At 64.0% G+C, this 20,093-nt stretch carries 23 protein-coding genes and 1 tRNA gene; 15 read left to right on the forward strand and 9 right to left on the reverse strand.

What is annotated here, in order from left to right; genetic code table 11:
• The first annotated feature begins 16 nt into the window (after positions 1–16).
• The 5 genes from fdhE (at position 17) to M511_RS12800 (ending at position 5,558) form a co-directional block, all read left to right on the forward strand.
• Positions 17–925 (forward strand): formate dehydrogenase accessory protein FdhE, encoded by a 909-nt coding sequence (gene fdhE, locus M511_RS12780; protein ID WP_085502388.1) that lies wholly within the window; start codon positions 17–19, stop codon positions 923–925.
• 19 nt (positions 926–944) lie between these two features.
• Positions 945–2,876 (forward strand): selenocysteine-specific translation elongation factor, encoded by a 1,932-nt coding sequence (selB, locus tag M511_RS12785; protein ID WP_010392078.1) that lies wholly within the window; start codon positions 945–947, stop codon positions 2,874–2,876.
• Between the two features lie 459 nt (positions 2,877–3,335).
• A tRNA-Sec gene (locus M511_RS12790) sits at positions 3,336–3,431 on the forward strand.
• 19 nt (positions 3,432–3,450) lie between these two features.
• Positions 3,451–4,506: an aldo/keto reductase gene (locus tag M511_RS12795; protein WP_085502389.1), complete on the forward strand. Its 1,056-nt coding sequence runs from the start codon at positions 3,451–3,453 to the stop codon at positions 4,504–4,506.
• Positions 4,507–4,589: 83 nt separating this feature from the next.
• A complete protein-coding gene (locus M511_RS12800) occupies positions 4,590–5,558 on the forward strand; it encodes an NAD(P)H-dependent flavin oxidoreductase (protein ID WP_010392075.1) in 969 nt (322 codons plus the stop codon).
• 40 nt (positions 5,559–5,598) lie between these two features.
• On the opposite strand, the gene M511_RS12805 is transcribed toward M511_RS12800, so the two are convergent.
• A complete protein-coding gene (locus M511_RS12805; protein ID WP_010392073.1) occupies positions 5,599–6,405 on the reverse strand; it encodes a response regulator in 807 nt (268 codons plus the stop codon).
• 98 nt (positions 6,406–6,503) lie between these two features.
• Between M511_RS12805 and M511_RS12810 the strand changes: the two genes are divergently transcribed.
• From M511_RS12810 to M511_RS12820, 3 genes are read left to right on the forward strand one after another with little or no spacing between them, the layout of a single operon-like run.
• Positions 6,504–6,650 carry a NepR family anti-sigma factor gene (locus M511_RS12810; RefSeq protein WP_010392070.1) on the forward strand — a complete coding sequence of 49 codons (147 nt, stop codon included), beginning with the start codon at positions 6,504–6,506 and terminating at the stop codon, positions 6,648–6,650.
• Between the two features lie 5 nt (positions 6,651–6,655).
• Complete coding sequence (locus M511_RS12815; protein WP_085502390.1) at positions 6,656–7,249, forward strand: RNA polymerase sigma factor; 594 nt, start codon at positions 6,656–6,658, stop codon at positions 7,247–7,249.
• A gap of 9 nt (positions 7,250–7,258) precedes the next feature.
• Positions 7,259–9,040 carry a sensor histidine kinase gene (locus tag M511_RS12820; RefSeq protein ID WP_085502391.1) on the forward strand — a complete coding sequence of 594 codons (1,782 nt, stop codon included), beginning with the start codon at positions 7,259–7,261 and terminating at the stop codon, positions 9,038–9,040.
• Here the strand turns inward: M511_RS12820 and M511_RS12825 are convergent.
• The 5 genes from M511_RS12825 to M511_RS12845 form a co-directional block, all read right to left on the reverse strand.
• Positions 9,037–9,963, reverse strand: coding sequence for a YihY/virulence factor BrkB family protein (locus M511_RS12825; protein WP_010392064.1), 927 nt, complete (start codon positions 9,961–9,963; stop codon positions 9,037–9,039). The genes M511_RS12820 and M511_RS12825 overlap by 4 nt on opposite strands.
• A 47-nt stretch (positions 9,964–10,010) precedes the next feature.
• The gene (gene dnaQ / locus M511_RS12830; RefSeq protein WP_085502392.1) at positions 10,011–10,730 is read right to left on the reverse strand and encodes a DNA polymerase III subunit epsilon; all 720 of its coding nucleotides are present in this window, start codon (positions 10,728–10,730) and stop codon (positions 10,011–10,013) included.
• Positions 10,723–11,322: a dephospho-CoA kinase gene (gene coaE, locus M511_RS12835; protein ID WP_010392060.1), complete on the reverse strand. Its 600-nt coding sequence runs from the start codon at positions 11,320–11,322 to the stop codon at positions 10,723–10,725. The genes dnaQ and coaE overlap by 8 nt, the downstream gene beginning before the upstream one ends.
• Positions 11,319–12,167, reverse strand: a complete 849-nt coding sequence (locus tag M511_RS12840; RefSeq protein ID WP_085502393.1) for a shikimate dehydrogenase — start codon at positions 12,165–12,167, stop codon at positions 11,319–11,321. Before M511_RS12840 ends, coaE begins: the two co-directional genes overlap by 4 nt.
• Positions 12,168–12,311: 144 nt before the next feature.
• Positions 12,312–12,758, reverse strand: a complete 447-nt coding sequence (locus M511_RS12845; protein WP_085502394.1) for an RrF2 family transcriptional regulator — start codon at positions 12,756–12,758, stop codon at positions 12,312–12,314.
• Positions 12,759–12,911: 153 nt separating this feature from the next.
• On the opposite strand from M511_RS12845, the gene M511_RS12850 reads away from it, so the two are divergent.
• From M511_RS12850 to M511_RS12880, 7 genes are read left to right on the forward strand one after another with little or no spacing between them, the layout of a single operon-like run.
• Positions 12,912–14,129, forward strand: coding sequence for an NAD-dependent epimerase/dehydratase family protein (locus tag M511_RS12850; protein ID WP_085502395.1), 1,218 nt, complete (start codon positions 12,912–12,914; stop codon positions 14,127–14,129).
• Entirely contained in the window at positions 14,126–14,980 is an 855-nt protein-coding gene (locus M511_RS12855) for a glycosyltransferase (protein ID WP_085502396.1), read from the forward strand. Before M511_RS12850 ends, M511_RS12855 begins: the two co-directional genes overlap by 4 nt.
• The gene (locus tag M511_RS12860) at positions 14,977–15,819 is read left to right on the forward strand and encodes an NAD-dependent epimerase/dehydratase family protein (protein ID WP_085502397.1); all 843 of its coding nucleotides are present in this window, start codon (positions 14,977–14,979) and stop codon (positions 15,817–15,819) included. The genes M511_RS12855 and M511_RS12860 overlap by 4 nt, the downstream gene beginning before the upstream one ends.
• 9 nt (positions 15,820–15,828) lie before the next feature.
• The gene (locus M511_RS12865) at positions 15,829–16,281 is read left to right on the forward strand and encodes a GAF domain-containing protein (RefSeq protein ID WP_085502398.1); all 453 of its coding nucleotides are present in this window, start codon (positions 15,829–15,831) and stop codon (positions 16,279–16,281) included.
• Positions 16,259–16,654, forward strand: a complete 396-nt coding sequence (locus tag M511_RS12870) for a GFA family protein (RefSeq protein ID WP_085502399.1) — start codon at positions 16,259–16,261, stop codon at positions 16,652–16,654. The genes M511_RS12865 and M511_RS12870 overlap by 23 nt, the downstream gene beginning before the upstream one ends.
• A gap of 50 nt (positions 16,655–16,704) precedes the next feature.
• The gene (locus M511_RS12875; protein ID WP_085502400.1) at positions 16,705–17,331 is read left to right on the forward strand and encodes a LysE family translocator; all 627 of its coding nucleotides are present in this window, start codon (positions 16,705–16,707) and stop codon (positions 17,329–17,331) included.
• On the forward strand, positions 17,328–17,975 hold the full coding sequence (locus M511_RS12880) for a pseudouridine synthase (RefSeq protein WP_085502401.1): 648 nt from the start codon (positions 17,328–17,330) through the stop codon (positions 17,973–17,975). Before M511_RS12875 ends, M511_RS12880 begins: the two co-directional genes overlap by 4 nt.
• 3 nt (positions 17,976–17,978) lie before the next feature.
• Here M511_RS12880 and truB read toward each other — a convergent pair whose 3' ends face one another.
• From truB to rbfA, 3 genes are read right to left on the reverse strand one after another with little or no spacing between them, the layout of a single operon-like run.
• Positions 17,979–18,875 (reverse strand): tRNA pseudouridine(55) synthase TruB, encoded by an 897-nt coding sequence (gene truB, locus M511_RS12885; protein WP_085502402.1) that lies wholly within the window; start codon positions 18,873–18,875, stop codon positions 17,979–17,981.
• Between the two features lies 1 nt (position 18,876).
• Entirely contained in the window at positions 18,877–19,632 is a 756-nt protein-coding gene (locus M511_RS12890) for a phosphodiester glycosidase family protein (RefSeq protein WP_010392037.1), read from the reverse strand.
• Positions 19,622–20,053 (reverse strand): 30S ribosome-binding factor RbfA, encoded by a 432-nt coding sequence (rbfA, locus tag M511_RS12895; RefSeq protein WP_010392035.1) that lies wholly within the window; start codon positions 20,051–20,053, stop codon positions 19,622–19,624. The genes M511_RS12890 and rbfA overlap by 11 nt, the downstream gene beginning before the upstream one ends.
• Positions 20,054–20,093 lie beyond the last annotated feature (40 nt).

The following is a 20,093-nucleotide window of genomic DNA, read 5'->3' on the forward strand; positions in this document are numbered from 1 at the left end:
GATCCGAAAGGAAGCCATGTCCACCGCTCTGAAACCCGACCCCTCGATGATCGGCGGCGTCGCCAAGGTTCCCTTGGCGCGCCTGCCCGATCCCGTGGCGCTGTTTACCACCCGGGCCGAGCGGTTCGACTTTCTGGCCGGGCACAGCCCGAACCTTGCGCCCTATCTGCGCTTTCTGGCCGGGATCTGTCGCGCTCAGGCCGATCTGGCTGGCGAACTGCCCCGGCCCGGGCCCATCCCGGCCGAGCGGATCGAGCTTGCCCGCTCCAGCCGCATGCCGCCGTTGGACCGCAATGCGATGCGCAGGGGGCTGGCAGAGGCCCTGCCCCTGCTGCTCAAGCGGCTTTCCGGGCTTGAGATGCCCGAACCTGCCCGGCTGGCGCTGGCTGCTTTGCAGGCGGCCGAGCCTTCGGATCTGGACTGGGTGATGGGCAATGTCCTGACCGGCACCATCCCCGAGGATAGCGTTGCCCCGCATCTTTTTGCTGCTGCCGCGCTACAGGTCCTTGCCGCGACGCAGGCCGCGAGGCTTGATCCTGAAAAGCTGGTGCGCATCCGCACCGGCACCTGTCCGGCTTGTGGCGGGCGCCCCGTATCAAGCGTGGTGACCGAGAATATCGGTGCCGAGGGCGCGCGCTATTGTTCTTGCGCGACGTGCCAGACGTTGTGGAACGAGGTGCGGGTGACCTGCCTTTGCTGCGGTTCGACCAAGGGCATCTCGTATCGCTCGGTCGAGACGGACGAGGCGACCGTCAAGGCCGAGGTCTGTCGCGAGTGTGAAAGCTGGGTCAAGATCCTTTATCAGAACCGTAACCCCTCGCTTGAGCCGGTGGCGGACGATGTTGCCAGCCTTGGGCTTGATCTGATGATGCGGGATACCGAATGGAAACGGGGCGGCTTTAACCCCTTCCTGATCGGTTACTGACGGCGGTGCGGCGCGGACGATGATCGTCGGCACGGCGGGGCATATCGACCATGGTAAGACCGCGCTGGTCCGCGCCCTGACAGGGGTCGAGACCGACCGCCTGGCCGAGGAAAAGGCCCGCGGCATCACCATCGAACTTGGCTTTGCCTACGCCGATCTGGGCGGTGGGACGGTTACCGGCTTTGTCGATGTGCCGGGGCACGAGAAATTCGTCCACACCATGCTTGCCGGCGCGGGCGGCATCGACATGGCGTTGCTGGTCGTGGCTGCCGATGACGGCATCATGCCGCAAACGCGCGAACATCTGGCCATTCTTGACCTGCTTGGCATCTCGCGCGGGATGGTGGCGCTGACCAAGGCCGATCTGGCTCTGCCAGACCGCATCGCCCGGCTTGAGGCCGAGATTGCGGCGCTTCTGGCCCCGACCGGCCTTGCCGGTGCGCCGGTCTTTGCGGTTTCGGCCCTGACAGGCGCCGGCATCGACCCTTTGCGTGTCGCGCTGATGCAGGCCGAGACCGAGACTGCCATACGTGCGACCGAGGCGCGGTTTCGTATGGCCATCGACCGCAGCTTTACGCTGGCCGGGACCGGTACTGTCGTCACCGGCACCGTTCTGTCGGGCCGGGTGGCGGTGGGGGATCAGATCGTGATCAGCCCCTCGGGTCTTGCTGCGCGGGTGCGCGGCATTCACGCCCAGAACCGCAAGGCTGGTGAGGGGCTTGCCGGTCAGCGCTGTGCCCTGAACCTTGCCGGAGAGGGCGTGGCACGCGATGCAATCCACCGCGGCGATGTCGCGCTGGACCCGGTGCTGCATGCGCCAAGCCAGCGCATCGACGTGGCCCTGCGGGTGCTTGGGACCGAACCAAAAGCACTGACCACATGGTTTCCCGCTCGCCTGCATCTGGGCGCGGCCGAGACCGGGGTCCGCGTCGTGCCGCTGGAGGGGCCGATTGCGCCCGGTGCTGAGAGGCTGGCGCAGCTTGTTCTTGACCGTCCGCTTGCCGCTACGGCGGGTGAGCGGTTCATCCTGCGTGATGTTTCGGCCCGGCGCACCATCGGCGGGGGACGGTTGATCGACCTGCGCGCGCCCGCCCGACACCGGGCCCGGCCTGAGCGTCTGGCAGCCTTGCGCGCCATGGCCATGCCTGACCCGGCGCGGGCGTTGACGGCTCTGGCCGATCTGACGGTGATCGACCTTGACGGCTTTGCCCGCGACCGTGCGCTTGCTTTGCCCGAGCTTGATCGCGCCGTCACGGCCTCGGGTGTCGCCACCATTCCGGGCAGCAGGCAGGCTCTGGCCCCTGCCCGGCTTGATGCGCTGCGCGAGGCGATGCAGGCAGAGCTTGCTGCCTTTCACGCCGAAAACGCCGATCTTCAGGGTGTGGGCCGTGAAAAGCTTCGGCTGATGTTGACCCCGCGCCTGCCCAAGGCTGATTTTGCGGCCCTGCTGCGGGCTGAGGCCGAGGCGGGCCGTATCGCGCTGGACGGTGCCTTTATCCGCCTGCCCGGCCACCTGCCCCGGCTTTCGCCCGAGGATGAGGCGCTGTTGGAGCTGATCCTGCCCCGGCTGAGCGGGGAGGAACGTTTTCGCCCACCCCGCGTGCGTGATTTTGCCCATGAATTCGGTGCCGGGGAAACCGAGGTCCGCCGCATCCTGCGCATGGCCGCCCGTCAGGGCCGCCTTGACCAGATTGCGCATGACCATTTCTTTGCCCGCGCCACCACGGTCGAGATGGTGGGCATCATCCGAGATCTGGGGGCGCGATCGTCAGACGGCTGGTTCACCGCGCCTGCCTTTCGCGACCGGGTGCAGAACGGGCGCAAAGTGGCGATCCAGATCCTTGATTTCTTTGACAAGCTGGGGTTGACCCTGCGTCGTGGCGATCTGCGTCGCATCAATCCGCACCGGATCGACCTGTTCACCCCCGATGGTCAAGGCGGCCAGCCCTGAGCGCAGGCGAATGACCAGAAAGGCTGGCGCTTAAGCGTTCCCTCGATGCGTTTGCGTCTGAGTTTCTATCTTGCCGTGACCCAGACAATGCACGGGCCGGCCGAGAAGGCCGGCTTCCGGTCAGGATGCGCTGGTGACTTTCAGCAGGTGTTGATGGGGACTACCCCTCATCCCCTTTGGTAGATCGGCGTCAGGGAATGATCTGGCAGGCAGGACCCCTTGAGCGTGGGATGCATGTCGGGTCACCCCTGCTGCTTTTGCGTCAGTCACCGGGGGATCGCTGCCCCTGTTGCCTGCGCCGCATTATGCTGGTTCCGTTCGCTGGAACGCCCGTGTTAAAGAGGCTCAATCGCGCCGGGAACGGAACGGGACCGTAACATGAACACACCGAACGTTGCGGGACCGGTAAGCTTTCTCTGACGGGGGGGCAGGCGCTATGCCATTGAAAACAATGGCAATGGAAGAGAATCGTCCCCGGTGGGGCGGCCGGACTTCAAATCCGGTTGGGGCAGTGAGCCTGTCCCGGGTGGGTTCGACTCCCACTCTCTTCCGCCAATTGCGATGAGGGGACAGAATGGACAGCACGACGCTTGGCGGCAGCGATATCCGGGTCAGCGAGGTGTGCCTTGGCACGATGACCTTTGGCAATCAGACGGCAGGGGCCGATGGCCACACCCAGATGGACCGGGCGCTGGCCGCAGGCATCACCTTCTTTGATACTGCCGAGCTGTATCCGGTGAACCCGGTCCGCCGCGAGACCGTGGGCCAGACCGAGGAAATCGTCGGCAACTGGCTTGCCTCACGCGGGGGCCGCGACCGGGTACAGATTGCGACCAAGGCTGCCGGACCGGGTGACAAGGTGCGGGCCGAAGGGTTCAACGGCGCGATCCTGCGTCAGACCGTCGACGCCTCGCTGAAGCGGCTGAAGACCGATTACATCGACCTTTACCAGCTGCACTGGCCGGTGCGGGGCAGCTATGCGTTCCGTCAGAACTGGCGCTATGACCCCTCGAAACAGGACCGTGCCGAAACGCTGGCGCATATGGAGGACGTGCTGACCGCGCTGGACGAGGTTGTGCGCGCCGGCAAGGTTCGCGCCATCGGCCTGTCCAACGAATCCGCCTGGGGAACAGCGCGCTGGCTTGATGTGGCCGAGCGTATGGGCGGACCCCGCATGGTAAGCATCCAGAACGAATATTCGCTGCTTTATCGCGCCTTTGACACTGATCTGGCCGAACTTGCGGTGAATGAAAAGGTGACGCTGCTGGCTTATTCGCCGCTGGCGGCCGGACTTCTGACCGGGAAATACCTGAACGGAGACGAGCCCGTTGGCAGCCGTGTTGCCACAGACCGCGCCACCGGCGGGCCGGGTGATCTGGGCGGGCGGCGCACTGTCCGCGCCGATCAGGCGGTCGCCGCCTGGCACGGGCTCGCGGCCGAGCTGGGGCTGGATCCGATCCATATGGCCATCGCCTTTACCCGGCAGCGGCCATTTCACTGCATCCCCATCCTTGGCGCGACCGATCTGGGGCAGCTGGATCACCTGCTGGCCGGGCTGGATCTGCGGCTGTCGGACGATGCGCTGGCACGGATCGACAGGCTGCATCGCAGCCATCCGCTGCCCTACTGAGCCACCGCGCGACGCCACGGCACGGTTGGCAGATCGACCGGGCGCGGGCAATCTGCCCGCGTCACCAAGACACGAGGAACCCCATGCTGCCCCCGATCCTGTCGCGCCTGCGTCTTCCCGTCGTTGCCTCGCCCATGTTCATCGTCTCGGGGCCCGATCTGGTCATTGCGCAATGCAAGGCCGGGATCGTCGGCAGTTTCCCCGCCCTGAACGCGCGTGAAAAGGATGGTGAGCCGCCGCTGCTGGATGTCTGGCTGACCCGCATCCAGGAAGAGCTGGACCGCCACAATCAGGCCAACCCCGACAATCCCGCTGCACCTTTCGCGGTGAACCAGATCGTTCATCGCTCGAACGCGCGGCTGGAGCGGGATATCGAGATCTGTCACAGGCACAAGGTGCCGATCTGGATCACCAGCCTTGGTGCCCGGCCCGAGGTCAACGCGGCCGCCCACGACTGTGGCGGCATCGCGCTGCATGACGTGATCAACAATACCTTCGCCCGCAAGGCGATCGAAAAGGGTGCTGACGGGCTGATCGCTGTCGCGGCCGGGGCTGGCGGTCATGCCGGGCCGCAATCCCCCTTTGCGCTGGTGCAAGAGATCCGCACATGGTTCGACGGGCCGCTGTTGCTGTCAGGCGCCATCGCCACCGGGCGGGCGGTATTGGCGGCGCAAGCCATGGGTGCGGATCTGGCCTATGTCGGCAGCCCCTTCATCGCGACCGAAGAGGCGAACGCCCAGCCCGAATACAAACGCATGATCGTTGAAAGCGGCGCCGAGGATATCGTTACCTCATCGCTCTTTACCGGCGTGTCGGGGAACTATCTTGCGCCGTCTATCCGTGCGGCGGGGCTTGATCCTGACAGGCTTGAGCGCGGCGATGTCTCGGATATGAATTTCTCGGACGCCTCGTCGCGTCCCAAGGCGTGGAGCCAGATCTGGGGCTCGGGTCAGGGCATCGGTGCGGTGCGCGAGATCGTTCCGGCGGCCAGCCTGATCGACCGGCTGACACGGGAATATACCGAGGCCAAGACGGCGCTTTGCGCCTCGTGACCGGGGGCAGGCCCCGTACGGGGCCGCCCGTCAGGGGTCGTCAGGCGGCGCTCAGCCCTTCGGTCGTGGCAAAGAACATGGCTTGGCTGACTGCCGAACGCACCTGCTCTTCGGAATAGGGCTTTGAGATCAGGAAGGCCGGCTCGGGCCGGTCGCCGGTCAGCAGCCGCTCGGGGAAGGCGGTGATGAAGATCACCGGGATGTCGCCAAGGTCGCGCAGCAGTTCGTTCACCGCATCAATCCCCGATGAACCGTCTGCCAGCTGGATATCGGCAAGGATCAGGTCGGGGCGCTTTTGCTTGGCCAGATCGACGGCGGCGCTATGGGTGCGGGCAATGCCGGTCACATCATGGCCCATCGACTGAACAATGCCCTTCAGGTCCATGGCGATGATGGTTTCATCCTCGATCACCATGACCTTGCCAGCAATCGAGCGGCTCATTTCGTTCAGTGCGATCTGCACCAGCTCTTCGGCTTCGGGCTGGGTGCATTGCATGACGCGGGCGATCTGGTCGTAGCGCAGTTCCTCGATCGTACGCAAAAGCAGCGCCTCACGCGAATTCGGGGTGAGGCTGCGCAGATGGGCCTGGGCGCGGGCTTCGCGAGGGGACTGGGCCTCGATATCGACGGGCTGGCCCGAGCTTTGCCAGATCGCGTGGAAGGTGCGGAACAACCCGATGCGGGTGTCATCCTCGCCATCCATCAGGCTGCGATCGGACAGGATTGCTTCTAGCGTCGCGGCGGCGTAATTGTCGCCGGCGGTCTGACTGCCGGTCAGTGCACGCGCATAGCGCCGCAGGTAGGGAAGTTCCCGGCTGATGGACTGGGCAAGATCCGCTGCGGTCATTTGGGATACCTCAAAAAAAATGCGTCGTGTGATGGAACCTGATTGGATAGGTAACGGTTAGGCAACGTGCGCACAAGATTACCGGGAATAACTAAAAAATGAATACCAGGCGTGAGGAACGCAGGCGAGCAGCCATCCAGAAGCAGATCGACGAAAATCTGCGCCGCGTTTACGAACAGGATGTATCCCAGCAAGTTCCTGACAAATTCCTGCAACTGCTGGAAAAACTGCGCGAGCAGGAGTGAACTGGATGACCGATCAGAAATCGGCACGCCCCGCCCGTCCCGAAGGCCATGCAGATCCTCGGGACGAGTTGGTCGAGCACCTGCCTGCGCTGCGCGCCTTTGCCCTGTCGCTGACGCGTGACGGGTCCTCGGCTGACGATCTGGTGCAGGACACCATCGTTAAGGCCTGGGCAAATATCGAAAAATTCCAGCCCGGAACCAATCTGCGCGCCTGGCTTTTCACCATTTTGCGAAACACCTTCTATTCTGCCCGGCGCAAGACGCGGCGCGAGGTGAACGACACCGACGGCATCCATGCCGCCCGGCAGGCCACCCGCCCCGACCATGACGGCCGTCTTGCGCTCAATGATTTCCGCGTGGCCTTTGAACAGCTGCCCGACGAGCAGCGCGAGGCCTTGATTCTGGTGGGCGCTTCGGGCTTTTCCTATGAGGAAGCGGCGGCCATGACCGGTGTTGCCGTGGGCACGGTCAAGTCGCGCGCCAACCGGGGCCGCCGTCGCCTGGCCGAGCTTCTGCATCTGGAAGAGGGCGAAGAAATCGAGATGACGGATCGTACCACTCTGGCTGTCATGGCACTGAATACCCCGATTCTGCGCTGAGTTTCGATCGTGCTGCGGCGCTTTCTGGAGAGGCTGGAATTCAGCAAGGGCCTTGGTTTTCGGCTGGGCGGCCTCCTGTCGGTGGCGATTTTGCCCATCGGCCTGATCTCGGTCATTCAGACGCTGCATCTGTCGCGTGAATATGAACGTTCGGCCGAGATCGCGCTTCTGGGTCGCACCGCCACTTCGGCTGCGGGTGAGCGGGCATTGCTGCAAAGCGCGCTCGGCACCGCAGATGCGCTGGGTCCGGCGGTGCTTGAGACGATGGACCGTCCGCAAGCCTGTTCGGATATCATGCGCGGGCTGGTGCAGCGCACGGTGAACTTTGTCTATGCCGGCTTCACCCGGCTGGACGGGGTGACGGAATGTTCCTCGGTGCGGGGGGTGCATGATCTCAGTGGCACGCCGGCCTTTCAGCAATTCATCCAAAGCCCCGGCACGCTGGTCACCACCAGCGAGCACGGTCCGGTCACCGGAAGGTCGGTGGTGGTGGTTATCCAGCCGCTTTACAGCGGGGTAGAGCTTTTGGGCTTTGTCACCGTTTCGATGTCGCATGATCTGCTGCGCTCGGCCCATGTGTCGGGGCTTGAGACGGATGGCGCGCGCATCCTGACCTTTAACAACCAGGGCGAGGTGATCTCTTCGGACCGCGAGGGTGACGGTGACATCACCGAGGTTCTGCCGCGCGGCAAATCCCTGCCCTCGCTTTTGTCGCGCAGCGAGACTACCTTCCGCGACATCTCGAATTCTGGCGAACGGCGGGTTTATAGCGTCGTGCCGGTGGTGCCGGGGCTGGTCTATGCGCTGGGTTCGTGGAACCGCGCCGAATCCGGCATCACCGGCATCGACATCACCCGGCGCACGGCGCTGATCCTGCCGCTGATCCTGTGGGCGGCTTCGCTTGCCGTTGCCTATTTCGCCGTCTACCGGCTGGTGCTGCGCCATATCCGCGAATTGCGTGGCCAGATGCGCCGCTTTGCCATCGGCGACCGCTCGGCCCCACCTCCGGTTCTGATCGACGCCCCGGCCGAAATCGAGGATATGAGCCAGACATTCCACAATATGGCCCGCATCCTGATCCGTGACGAAGAGGCGATGGAGGCGGCAGTCAACGAAAAGACCGTCTTGCTGAAAGAGGTCCATCACCGGGTCAAGAACAACCTGCAACTGATCGCTTCGATCATCAACATGCAGATCCGGGTAATCGACCACGACGACGCGCGCCGCGTGCTGCGGTCGGTTCAGGACCGGGTTGCGTCTTTGGCCACAATCTATCGCAACCTCTATCAGGCCGAGCATCTGGACTCGGTCCATGCCGACCGGCTGATCAAGGACATCATCAACCAGATGGCCAATGCGACGCTGGGTCCGGGGGCGGGGCTGCGTATCGACACCCGGCTGGAGCCGCTTGAGCTGATGCCGGATCAGGCGGTCCCGCTGAGCCTGCTTGCGACCGAGGCATTTACCAATGCGCTGAAATATTCCGGCGCGTCAGACCCGGAGGGTGAGCCTTGGGTCCGGGTCTCGCTGCGCGCAGACGGGCCGCAACATGCGGTTCTGGAGGTCGAGAACTCGCTGGGGACCACCAGCCTTGCCGAAGGGACGGGGCTTGGCAGTCAGCTGATCGAGGCCTTTTCGACCCAGCTTGAGGGCGAGGCGCGGCAAGAGACCGGTGATGGCCGTTTCCTTCTTACCCTGCGTTTCCGGGTCGAGCATATGCACAAGCGTGAACCGGTCGAGACGCCGCCGGTGGTGCTGACCTCGGCCGCACGACCGGGTGCGCGACATTAGGCCCCCTGGTCTTTCTTGCTGACTGGAATGCTGGCTTCGCGTGCTGCCTGGCGCAGTTTTCGTGCGGCCACGACTCGGCGGCGGCGGGCCAGCTCGACATTGATAACCGCCCCCAGCATGACGGTGAACCCGCCCAGATAGAACCACATCAGCAGTGCGATCACCGCACCGATCGAGCCATAGATGCGGTTGTAGCTGTTGAAGCTGGCAAGATAGGCCGAAAATCCATAGGACGCCGCGGCCCAGGCCAGAGCCGCAAAAACCGAACCCCAGGTAAAGATCGGGGTGCGCGGCGCCTTCACGTTAGGGCCGTAGCGGTAAAGGATGCCGATCACCAGCAGCACGATCAGAAAGATCGCCATCCACGGCAGTGCACCGGTCAGCCAGCCAGTGGGCAAAAGCACTCCGGGCAGCAGGGTAAAGGCGATGGGCAAAATGACGATCATCGCAAGGCCAAGGGCGCAGACCGCGACGATGACCAGCGTCAGCACATAGGCAAGGACAAAACCCATGACCGTCGAATGTGAGCGCACACCATAGGCGGCATTCAGCCCCCGGATCAGCCCGTCAACGCCCGCGCGGGCCGAAACGGTGGCGATCAGAAAGGAAATCGCCGTCGCCCAGCCCAGTTGCGTGCGCCCGGCCGACGCCAGCGCGTTGATCTGGCCATAGATGATATCGGCGGCGCTGGGCGGGATGAAACCGTCGGTGGCGTGGACATATTCCTCGATCACCTGGGGGTCGTACCACAGGCCCCAGATCGCAAACAGCGCAGCAAGACCCGGAAAGACTGCGAACATGGCGTAGAAGGCAACGCCGGCCGCGATCAGGCTGAGGTGGATTTTGTCCATCCGTTCAAAGATCGCCAGAAGGAACTGCCACCATTCCCTGATCAATAGCCCGCCCTCGTTAATCGGTTGCATGAAACGGCGGGGAGGAAAGGGTTTCCCCGCAGCAAAGGTTCCGCTGGTCAGTTGGTCCCGGCACTGAGATAGCGCAGCCATACCGCCTTTTCGCCCAGCTTTTCGACAAAGGCGGCATGGGCCTCGGCCTCGGCGGCGGTGATGCGGGGGGGGAGGGGGCGTGGACGTGCGCTGCGTGGGCCGTTGCCCTGCGACACAGCTCCCGTGCCCGAGCGGCCGCGCAGCGGCCCGCCCTCCAGAACCAGCCCCGGCTGGCGGCCCCCGCGCAGGGCCAGATAGACCTCGGCCAGCAATTCGCTGTCCAGCAGCGCCCCGTGCAGCGTCCGGTTCGAGTTGTCGATACGAAAGCGCCGGCACAGCGCATCAAGCGAGTTTTGCGCCCCCGGAAACTGACTGCGCGCGATTTCCAAGGTGTCGATCGCGCGGCTGTAGGGCATGGTCGGATAGCCGCACAGCTTTAGCTCGGCATTGAGGAATTTCATGTCAAAGCTGGCGTTATGGATCACCAGCTTGGCGTCATCGCCGATGAATTTGACGAAATCGGCGGCGATTTCAGCGAATTTGGGCTTGTCGCGCAGAAAGTTGTCGCCAAGACCGTGCACCTCGAATGCCTCCTGCGGCATCGGGCGTTCGGGGTTGATATAGACGTGAAAGGTCTGCCCGGTGGGCAGGTGGTTCATCAGCTCGACCGCGCCGATCTCGACGATGCGGTCGCCGGTATCGGGGTCAAAGCCCGTGGTTTCGGTATCCAGTACGATCTCACGCATGGGCCTTACCTGCCATGATCAGGTTGCAGATGTCCACAATGGCGGCGCGCGCGCCTTCCAGCGTGTCCGAAGGGATTACCCAGTCGGCGCGTTTGCGTTTTTCGGCGTCAGGCATCTGGCGCGACAGGATCATCTGGAAATTCGCCTCGGTCATGCCGGGTCGGGCAAGGACGCGGGCGCGCTGCACCTCGGGCGGGGCCGAGACAACCGCCACGCCGTCCATCTGCGCCTGCATCCCGCCTTCGAACAACAGCGGGATGTCCAGGACCACAATGGGCGCATCGGCATGAGTGGATATAAAGGCGGCGCGATCTTCGGCCACCAGGGGATGAACGATGGCTTCAAGGCGGCGAAAACCCTCGGGCCTGGCCGCCAGCTTTTCGCGCAGGGCGGCGCGATCAATGCTGCCATCAGGGCCGAGCACACCGGGAAAGGCCGCCGCGACCGGAGCGACCGCCCGGCCGCCCGGGGCATAGAGGCGATGCACCGCCGCATCCGCATCCCAGACCGGGTGGCCAAGGTCGCGAAACATCCCGGCGGCGGTCGATTTGCCCATGCCGACCCCACCCGTCAGGCCAAGACGGAAGCTCATGCCAGAACGGCCCGGCGCAGTTCGTCATCGACCTCGGGGCGGTGGCCGAACCAGCGTTCAAAGCCCGGGGTTGCCTGATGCAACAACATGCCAAGCCCGTCCACGATCTTGCATCCGCGGGCCTGCGCCTCTTGCAAAAAGGAAGTCATCAGCGGGGTATAGACCAGATCGGTGGCCAGCGTTCCGGATGCCAGCGCGTCCAGTGGCACCCGCAGCGGAGGCTTGCCCTCCATCCCCATCGAGGTGGCGTTCACCACGGTCACCGCGCCCTCCAGCATGTTGCCGGCCTGTGCCCAGTCATAGACCACGACCTTGGCGCCGAACTCGGCCTTGATCTGCTCGGCCCGGATGCGGGTGCGGTTGGTGATGCGCAACTCGGGTACGCCGCTTTCCAGCAGCGAGGCGACCACCGCCCGCGCCGCACCCCCGGCCCCGATCACCGCGGCCGGGCCAAGGCCGGGGATCCAGTCCGGCGCATGCTGGCGGATATTGGCAATAAATCCGTAACCGTCTGTATTATCGGCATGAATCTTGCCATCTGGGCGGAAAATCAGCGTATTCGCTGCGCCGATCAGCGCCGCGCGGTCGGTGACGACATCGGCCAGCGCCAGCACGCTTTCCTTATGCGGGATGGTAACATTTGCACCGACAAAACCCATGCGCGGCATGGCGCGCAGAACCTCGGCCAGATGTTCGGGCATCACCGGCAGGGGCACGTAATGGCCTGTGATACCATAGCGTTGCAGCCAGTGCCCGTGCAGCCGGGGCGAGCGGGAATGTGCAATCGGCCAGCCTATGACGCCGGCAATCGGCACGTTACGTGAGGCAGAGGGGGTATCAACCATGGCGAACCTGCGGCGCTTTCCAATGGGGTCATCACCCCGGCATCGGACAGATATGTTGCCTCACAACTGCCGCCCGCCCGTGCCGGGGTCAAGCGGCATCGCCCCTTTGTCCCCCGCCGCCATGGCAGGAATGCAACCAATGTCTCAGGCCAGGCTGATTTCCGGCAGGTCGCCCTCGGCCACCAGATCTTCCAGCGTCAGCGATTCGATCAGCAGCAGGTAGGACCAGAACACCTGTCCGAACATGCGGCGCAGGCGGCAGGTCGCCTCGTCCTCGCAATCCTCGCAGCGTTGGTAGGACCGGCGCGACAGGCAGGGCAAAGGCGCGATAGGCCCGTCCACCTGACGCAAAAGCTCGCCAATCGAGATTTCCTGAGGTCGCTTGATCAGCACATAGCCGCCTGTCCGGCCACGCCGCGAACCGACATAGCCGGCGTTGCGCAGTTCCAGCATGATATGTTCGAGAAAACGTTTGGGTGCGCCGGATCGCTGCGCGATCTCTTCGATCGTCAGGGCATTGCCGCCGGCGGCTACCTCATCTGCCAGGGCCATCAGAGCCTTGATGGCATATTTCGTTTTCTGCGAGATCATAAAGGAAATCCTTAGTGTTCACTGTCTCATCATGCAATGATTTCGGCAAGAATTTGCAGGCAGGGTTTTATTTCGTCTAGGAACCGACACCAAAGCGTTATCGTTTTGACACATTGCCAGCGCATTCCTGCCGGCAAAAGCGAGGAGAAGACCATGCGTATCGCAGTTCTTGGCGGTGACGGTTTCGTGGGCTGGCCGACGGCCCTGCATCTGTCGAACCTGGGCCATGATATCCATATAGTGGACAATCTGTCGCGGCGCTGGATCGACACCGAGCTGGGGGTGCAATCGCTGACGCCGATGGATTCGATTCAGGAACGCTGCCGCATCTGGCAGGAGCAGACCGGGCGGCGCATCCATTTCCACCTTTTGAACCTTGCCACCGAATATGAGCGGCTGAAGGCGTGGCTGGCCGAATACCGTCCCGACGCGGTCATCCATTTCGCCGAACAGCGCGCCGCGCCCTATTCGATGAAGACCGACCGCCACAAGGTCTATACCGTCGACAACAACATCAACGCCACGCATAATCTGCTGGCTGCGCTGGTCGAAACCGGCATCAATGCCCATTTGGTTCATCTGGGTACCATGGGGGTTTATGGCTATTCGACCGTTGGCGCCCCGATCCCCGAGGGTTATCTGGATGTCTCGATCGACACGCCCGCCGGCCCGCGCGAACAGCAGATCCTGTACCCGACCCGTCCCGGCTCGGTCTATCACATGACCAAGAGCCTCGATCAGATCATGTTCCAGTTCTATGCCCAGAATGACGGGCTGCGGATCACCGACCTGCATCAAGGGATCGTCTGGGGCACCCATACCGACCAGACCCGCCGGCACGAACAGCTGATCAACCGCTTTGACTATGATGGCGATTACGGCACGGTGCTGAACCGCTTTCTGATTCAGGCGGCGATCGGCTATCCGCTGACTGTGCATGGCACCGGCGGCCAGACGCGTGCCTTTATTCATATTCAGGACTCGGTGCGCTGTATCGAGCTGGCCTTGAACGACGCCCCGCAGGCCGGGGAACGGGTGCGCATCTTTAACCAGATGACCGAGACCCACCGCGTCCGGGACCTGGCCGAGATGATTGCGCGCTTGACCGGGGCCGAGGTCGCCTATCTGCCGAACCCCCGCAAAGAGGCCGATGAGAATGAGCTGGTGGTCAAGAACGACCAGTTCCTGGCGCTGGGTCTGGAACCGATTACTCTTGCCGAAGGTCTGTTGTCCGAGGTGGTCGAGGTGGCGCGCAAATATGCCCATCGCATCGACCGTTCGCGCGTACCGGCGGTCTCGGCCTGGACCCGCGACCTTGCGCGCCGGATTGAGCATGATCCCGAAGGCAACAGGCTGCGTTCCGTATCGTGATTTCCCAAGGCATTCACCCAGAAGGCAAGGCGCGGTCCGACCGCGCCTTTGTCACGCTGGCCACCAACCCCGACTATGCGACCGGGGCGGCGGCGCTGTTTCGTTCGTTACGGCGGACCGGGACCAGCGCCGATCTGGTCCTGCTTTATACTGACCTGCCCTCGGATGCGGTCGAGGGGTTGCGGGCACTGGATGTGCGGCCGGTGCGCGTCGATCTGTTGCCGACCTCCGAGGGGTTCAATGTGCTGCATGCCCGTGACCGGCTGCATGGCGCAGCGCCCTTTACCAAGGGTGAAAAGCCGCCCTTTCACACGCCCCTGGACAATTTTGCCAAGCTGCGGCTGTGGCAGCTGGATTATGCGCGGGTGGTCTTTATCGACGCCGATGCCATCGTTTTGCAAAACATCGACCGGCTTTTCGACTACCCCGAGTTCTCGGCCGCGCCGAATGTCTATGAATCGCTGGCCGATTTTCATCGGCTGAACTCGGGTGTGTTCACGGCGAGACCTTCGGCGATGACCTTTCAGGCAATGCTGGCTCGTCTGGACCAGCCGGGGCAGTTCTGGCGGAGGACCGACCAGACGTTCCTGGAAAGCTTCTTTCCGAATTGGCACGGCCTGCCGGTGTTCGACAACATGCTGCAATATGTGTGGCTGAACCTGCCCCAGCTCTGGCACTGGCAGGATATCCGCGTGTTGCATTACCAGTATGAAAAACCGTGGCAGGACCATGCCAAGGCCCGGCAGCTTGCCCCGCTGATCGAGCTGTGGCGCGCCCATGCCGGCGACGGTCCGGTTCCTGATCTGCGCGATCTGCCACCCCCGCCCGGTGCGGCAGGGGGCGGGGCATGAGGATCGCGGTGACCGGGGCTTCGGGCCTCGTCGGGCGCTGGCTGCATCGCGCCGCGCTGGGGGCGGGGCATGAGGTGCTGACACTGCCCGGTTGGCGGCTGGGCGATCTGCCCGGTCTTTCGGGCTGCGATGCGCTGATACATGCTGCATTTCACCACCTGCCCGGGCGCTATCGCGGCGGTGAGGGTGACGATCCGCAGGGATTTTTGCGCGCGAACCTTGATGGCTCGCTGATGCTTTTCCGTGCGGCCCGGGATCAGGGGGTGGGCCGGGTGCTGTTTCTATCCTCGCGCGCAGTGCATGACGGCCACCCCGAGGGGATGGCGCTGCCCGACGATCTGCCCCCCGCGCCGACCAGCCTTTATGGCGAGGTCAAGGCACGGGCCGAGGCGGCGCTGTTCAAAATGGCAGATGCCGCTTTCCTGACCGCCAGCCTGCGCCCGACCGGCCTTTATGGCCCGGGCACGCCGCAGAAATGGGCCGCGCTGATTGCGGATTTCCTGCAGGGCCAGACCCCCACTCCCCGCGTCGCGACCGAGGTGCATGGTGCGGACCTTGCCAATGCGGCGCTGATGGTACTGGCCGATCCCGCGATGGCGGGCAGCTATAACGTCAGCGATCTGGTGCTGGACCGGCAGGACCTGCTGGCCGAGGTGGCGCGGCTGACCGGCTGCGGAACGGTCCTGCCCGGGCGCGCCGATGCCTCGGCGCTGCGCCTGCCGCTTTGCTCCCGGCTGGAGGCTTTGGGTTGGAGGCCGGGCGGAAGGGCGTTTTTACGGTGCGAGATGCCCGCGATCCTGCGTGATCTGCAGGGTGACAGTGCTGCGAGCCGTGGTTAATCTGGCCATATGCCAGATTATGATGACCTTGCTGCCCGCATCCGTGCCCTGACCCATGGCGAGACTGACGAGGTCGCGCTTATGGCAACGCTGGCCTGCGAAATCCACCACTCGGACGACCGTTTCGACTGGACCGGCTTTTATCGCGTGACCGAGCCCGGATTACTTAAGATCGGCCCTTATCAGGGCGGGCATGGCTGTCTGGTGATTCCGTTTTCGCGTGGGGTCTGCGGGGCGGCGGCGCGGACGCGGCAAACCCAGCTTGTCCCCGATGTGGACGCTTTTCCCGGACATATCGCCTGCGCCAGTTCGACAAGGTCCGAACTGGTGATCCCGGTCATTTCCAGCGGTGAACGGCTGGTCGGCGTTCTGGATATCGACAGCGACCAGCCCGACGCCTTTACGCAACAAGACGCCGGCCGCCTGCAGGAGATCCTTGATGCCACGTTCGGACGCGACTGAATTCACTGGCCATTGCCTTTGCGGCGCCATCCGCTTTCACGGCACCTATGACGCAGGGCATGACCTCAAGGCCTGCCATTGCAGCCAGTGCCGGCGTTGGTCGGGGCATTACTGGGCTGCGATTCTGCCCCGGTCGCTGCAGATCGAGGGCGAGGTGAAATGGTATCGCGCCTCGGACATCGCCCGGCGCGGCTTTTGCGCCGAATGCGGCAGTTCGCTGTTCTGGCAGCGCGACGGGTCCCCCGTTATCGACGTGGCGGCGGGCGCCATCGACAGCCCGACCGGGTTGCAGTTGCAGGGGCATATCTTTGTCACCGACAAGGGTGATTATTATCAGATCATCGACGGGCTGCCTCAGGATCCGCACGAATAGTTGACGCCGTGCGTCGCCCGGCATAGGCGGCGGGAAAAAAGGGGCGCGCGATGATCTGGGACACGCTGGCGAATTTTCCGTTGCAACAGCTTCTGGCCTTCATGGCCGGGGCATTGGTGCTGAATTTTGCGCCGGGGCAGGATGTGTTCTTTGCCAGCGCCTGTGGCATACAGAACGGGCCGCGCGCGGGGGCTTTGGCCGGGTTCGGGGTCGGGCTTGGCGTCGTCTGCCATGTCGTCATGGCGACGATCGGCCTGGGCGCGCTGGTTGCCGCCCATCCGGGCGCGCTTGCGGCGATCAAATATGCCGGGGCGGCTTATCTGTTGTTTCTGGCATGGAAAAGCTGGAACGCCGGGGCGATCACGCTACAGACCAGCGCCGCCAGCCGCAGCTGGAACATCATTCGCCGCGGCGCGCTGTCAAACCTGCTGAACCCCAAGCCGGTGCTGTTCCTGCTGGCCTTTCTGCCCCAGTTCACCCGCCCGGAATACGGCCCGATATGGCAACAGATTCTGGGGCTGGGGCTGATGTTCACCCTGTCGGGGACGCTGGTCACCATGGGCTATGGCGTGGTTGCGGGGCTTGCAGGCAAGGTGATCGGGCAAAGGCTTGGCGTCGTCAATCGCATCGCGGCGGTGATGTTTGCCGGTCTGGCGCTGCGGCTGGTCTGGAAATGAGCTTTTCCTATCAGCCGACGGCCGAGCAGCCGCGCGTGATCCATGCCGATCACGAAATCCTCGTGGTAGAAAAGCCGGCGGGCCTGTTGTCCGTGCCCGGCCGGGGCGAAGATCGCGCCGACTGCCTGATCGAGCGGTTGCGCACGGCCTTTCCCACCGTGCTTTTGGTGCATCGGCTGGACATGGACACCTCGGGGGTGATGGTTTTTGGCCTGACGCCCCATGCGCAGCGGCATCTGTCCAGACAGTTCGAGGACCGCCGTACGAAAAAGACCTATGTCGCCCGGCTCTGGGGTCGGCTTGAGCCGAAAAGCGGCATGGTGGACCTGCCGCTGATCGTCGACTGGCCGAATCGCCCGCAACAGAAGGTCGATCATGAACAGGGTCGCCCTGCACAGACCGAATGGCGGGTGGTCAAATCCTCGGATGCCGAGACGCGCGTGCGGCTGATGCCGATCACCGGCCGCAGCCATCAGTTGCGGGTGCACATGGCCGAGCTTGGCCACCCGATCCTTGGCGATCCGCTTTATGCGACGGGCGCGGCGGCGGATTTCCCGCGGCTGATGCTGCATGCCGAAAGCCTGCGTTTCAAACACCCGGAAACCGGTGTCATGCAAAGCTTTTCCGCGCCCGTGCCGTTCTGAGCCTTAGCCCAGATTAAAGACTCGCGATGGCTGGACCTCGCCACCCATGTAACGGCCGATGCACAGGGCGCGACCGTTGCGGCTGACCCAGACCTCTTCGCCGAACTCGGCATGGCCCAGAACCTGACCGGGGTTGCCGTTCAGGATACGGGTGGCGCCGATTTCGGTCGCCTGCATCTCGGGCAGGTCGGTCAGGGCGGCTTGTACGGGCAGCAATGCGGCCTCGATCTCGGCCTGATTGGCGCGGTCGATGCGGTCAAAGGCAAAGCCGTCCCCGGCGTCGAAGGGGCCTGACCAGATGCGGCGCAGCTGTCCGACATGGCCAAGGCAGCCCAGTTTGCGGCCAAGGTCGCGCGCGATCGAACGGACATAGCCGCCTTTGCCGCAGACCATGCGCAGATCGGCGCTGTCGGAGGTCGCTGCCAGCAGTTCAAGCGATTCCACCCACAGCGGGCGGGCGGCAAGCTCGACCGTCTCGCCCTCACGAGCAAGGTCATAGGCGCGTGCGCCATCGATACGGACCGCCGAAACGGCGGGGGGGACCTGCATGATCTCGCCGGTGAAATCGGGCAGTGCGGCGCGGATCGCGGCCTCGTCAGGGCGCATGTCGCTGGTCCTTGTCACCTCGCCCGAAGCGTCGTCGGTCGTCGTCTCGGCGCCCCAGAGCACGGTAAAATCATAGGCTTTCAGCGCCTCGGTCAGGACCGGCACGGTCTTGGTCGCCTCACCCAGCGCCACGGCCAGCACGCCGGTCGCATCGGGGTCCAGCGTCCCGGCGTGGCCGGCCTTTTTCGCGTCGAGCGCCCAGCGGACCTTGCTGACCACATCGGTCGAGCCAATGCCCGCAGGCTTGTCCACGATCAGCCAACCGTGGATCTCGCGTCCCTTTTTTCGCGCCATTCTAGTTCTGTCCTACATATCCAATAATCGGCCCCAGCCGCCGGCCGAAATCGGCGCGGCCAAGGTCTGGGGCGTATAGCCGCGAGACCGAGCCATCGAAATAGAGCGCGTCACGCGCCCCAAGCCCGTCGCGGAACAACCGGCCGAATTCGTGAAAGGTCACTGCGCGGTCCGAGATGGCGAACCACGCCGTCTGCCCGTCGGGCGAGACGCCGACACCGTTGCGGATATAACGGCTGTCGCTGTCCACCAGAAAGCGCGGGTGCAGTGCGCCGTCGATCACCAGCATCGGTCCCGACTGGGTGGCGATGCGGCATTCGGGCCGGGCCTTGGCAAAAGCGCGGCTTTCGATCACCTGATAGGGCCGCGTGCCGCCGGCGCAAAAGACGCCGTTTGGCAACATGCCGAAATTGCCGCCTCCGCCCGCCGTGACCAGATCGTGTCGGGTGACGCCCTCACTGACGTAAAGCCCGACCGGAGAGTAATCGGGGTGATACATGCCCGCGTTCATGGCAAACCCCAGCACTTCGTCTTCGGCGAGGGTGCGGCGAACAGAGGTAAAATCGCCCAGAACACGCCCGTCGGGACCGTTCAGCCACAGCCTGAGCCCCGGCTCCTGTTCGGCCGTCAGCGTGCAGATCACATAGTTCTGCCCGTCAAAGTCACGCTTTTCGCAGATCCCTGCTACGGCGGGCAGGGTCATGGCGATCAGCGCGCCGATGGCGAGGCCAAGCCGGCGCCTGAGGTCAGTCTTCATCGTCTTCCGGGGCCGATTCGATATCACGCCGCACGCGATCTTCGGACAGAAGGCGGCGGGTGTCATCCATACGGTCGAAGGTCTCGTCTAGGACAAAGCGCAGCTGCGGCGCGTATTTCAGCGTCATCGCCTTGGCGACAAGGTGGCGCAGCTCGCCCGAGTTGCGGCGCAGCGCGGCCAGCGCCTCCTGGGCGTCGTGCCCGCCCAGCGGCAGCACATAGGCAGTTGCGACCTTGAGATCGGGCGAAGTCCTGACCTCTCCGACCGTGATCGAATGCCGGTTCAGGTCGGGGTCGTGAACGTCCCCCCGCAGGAGGACGTCGGAAAGCGTGCGGCGAATCAGCTCGCCGACGCGAAGCTGGCGCTGCGAGGGGCCATGATGCGAAGATCCTGCGCCGGAATGAAAGCGGTTCTGTGCCATGGGCGCAGATGTAGGGGGTCGCGGCCCGCGCCGCAACGGG

The organism is Paracoccus sp. J56 (genome assembly GCF_019633685.1).
Classification (GTDB): Bacteria; Pseudomonadota; Alphaproteobacteria; order Rhodobacterales; family Rhodobacteraceae; genus Paracoccus; species Paracoccus kondratievae.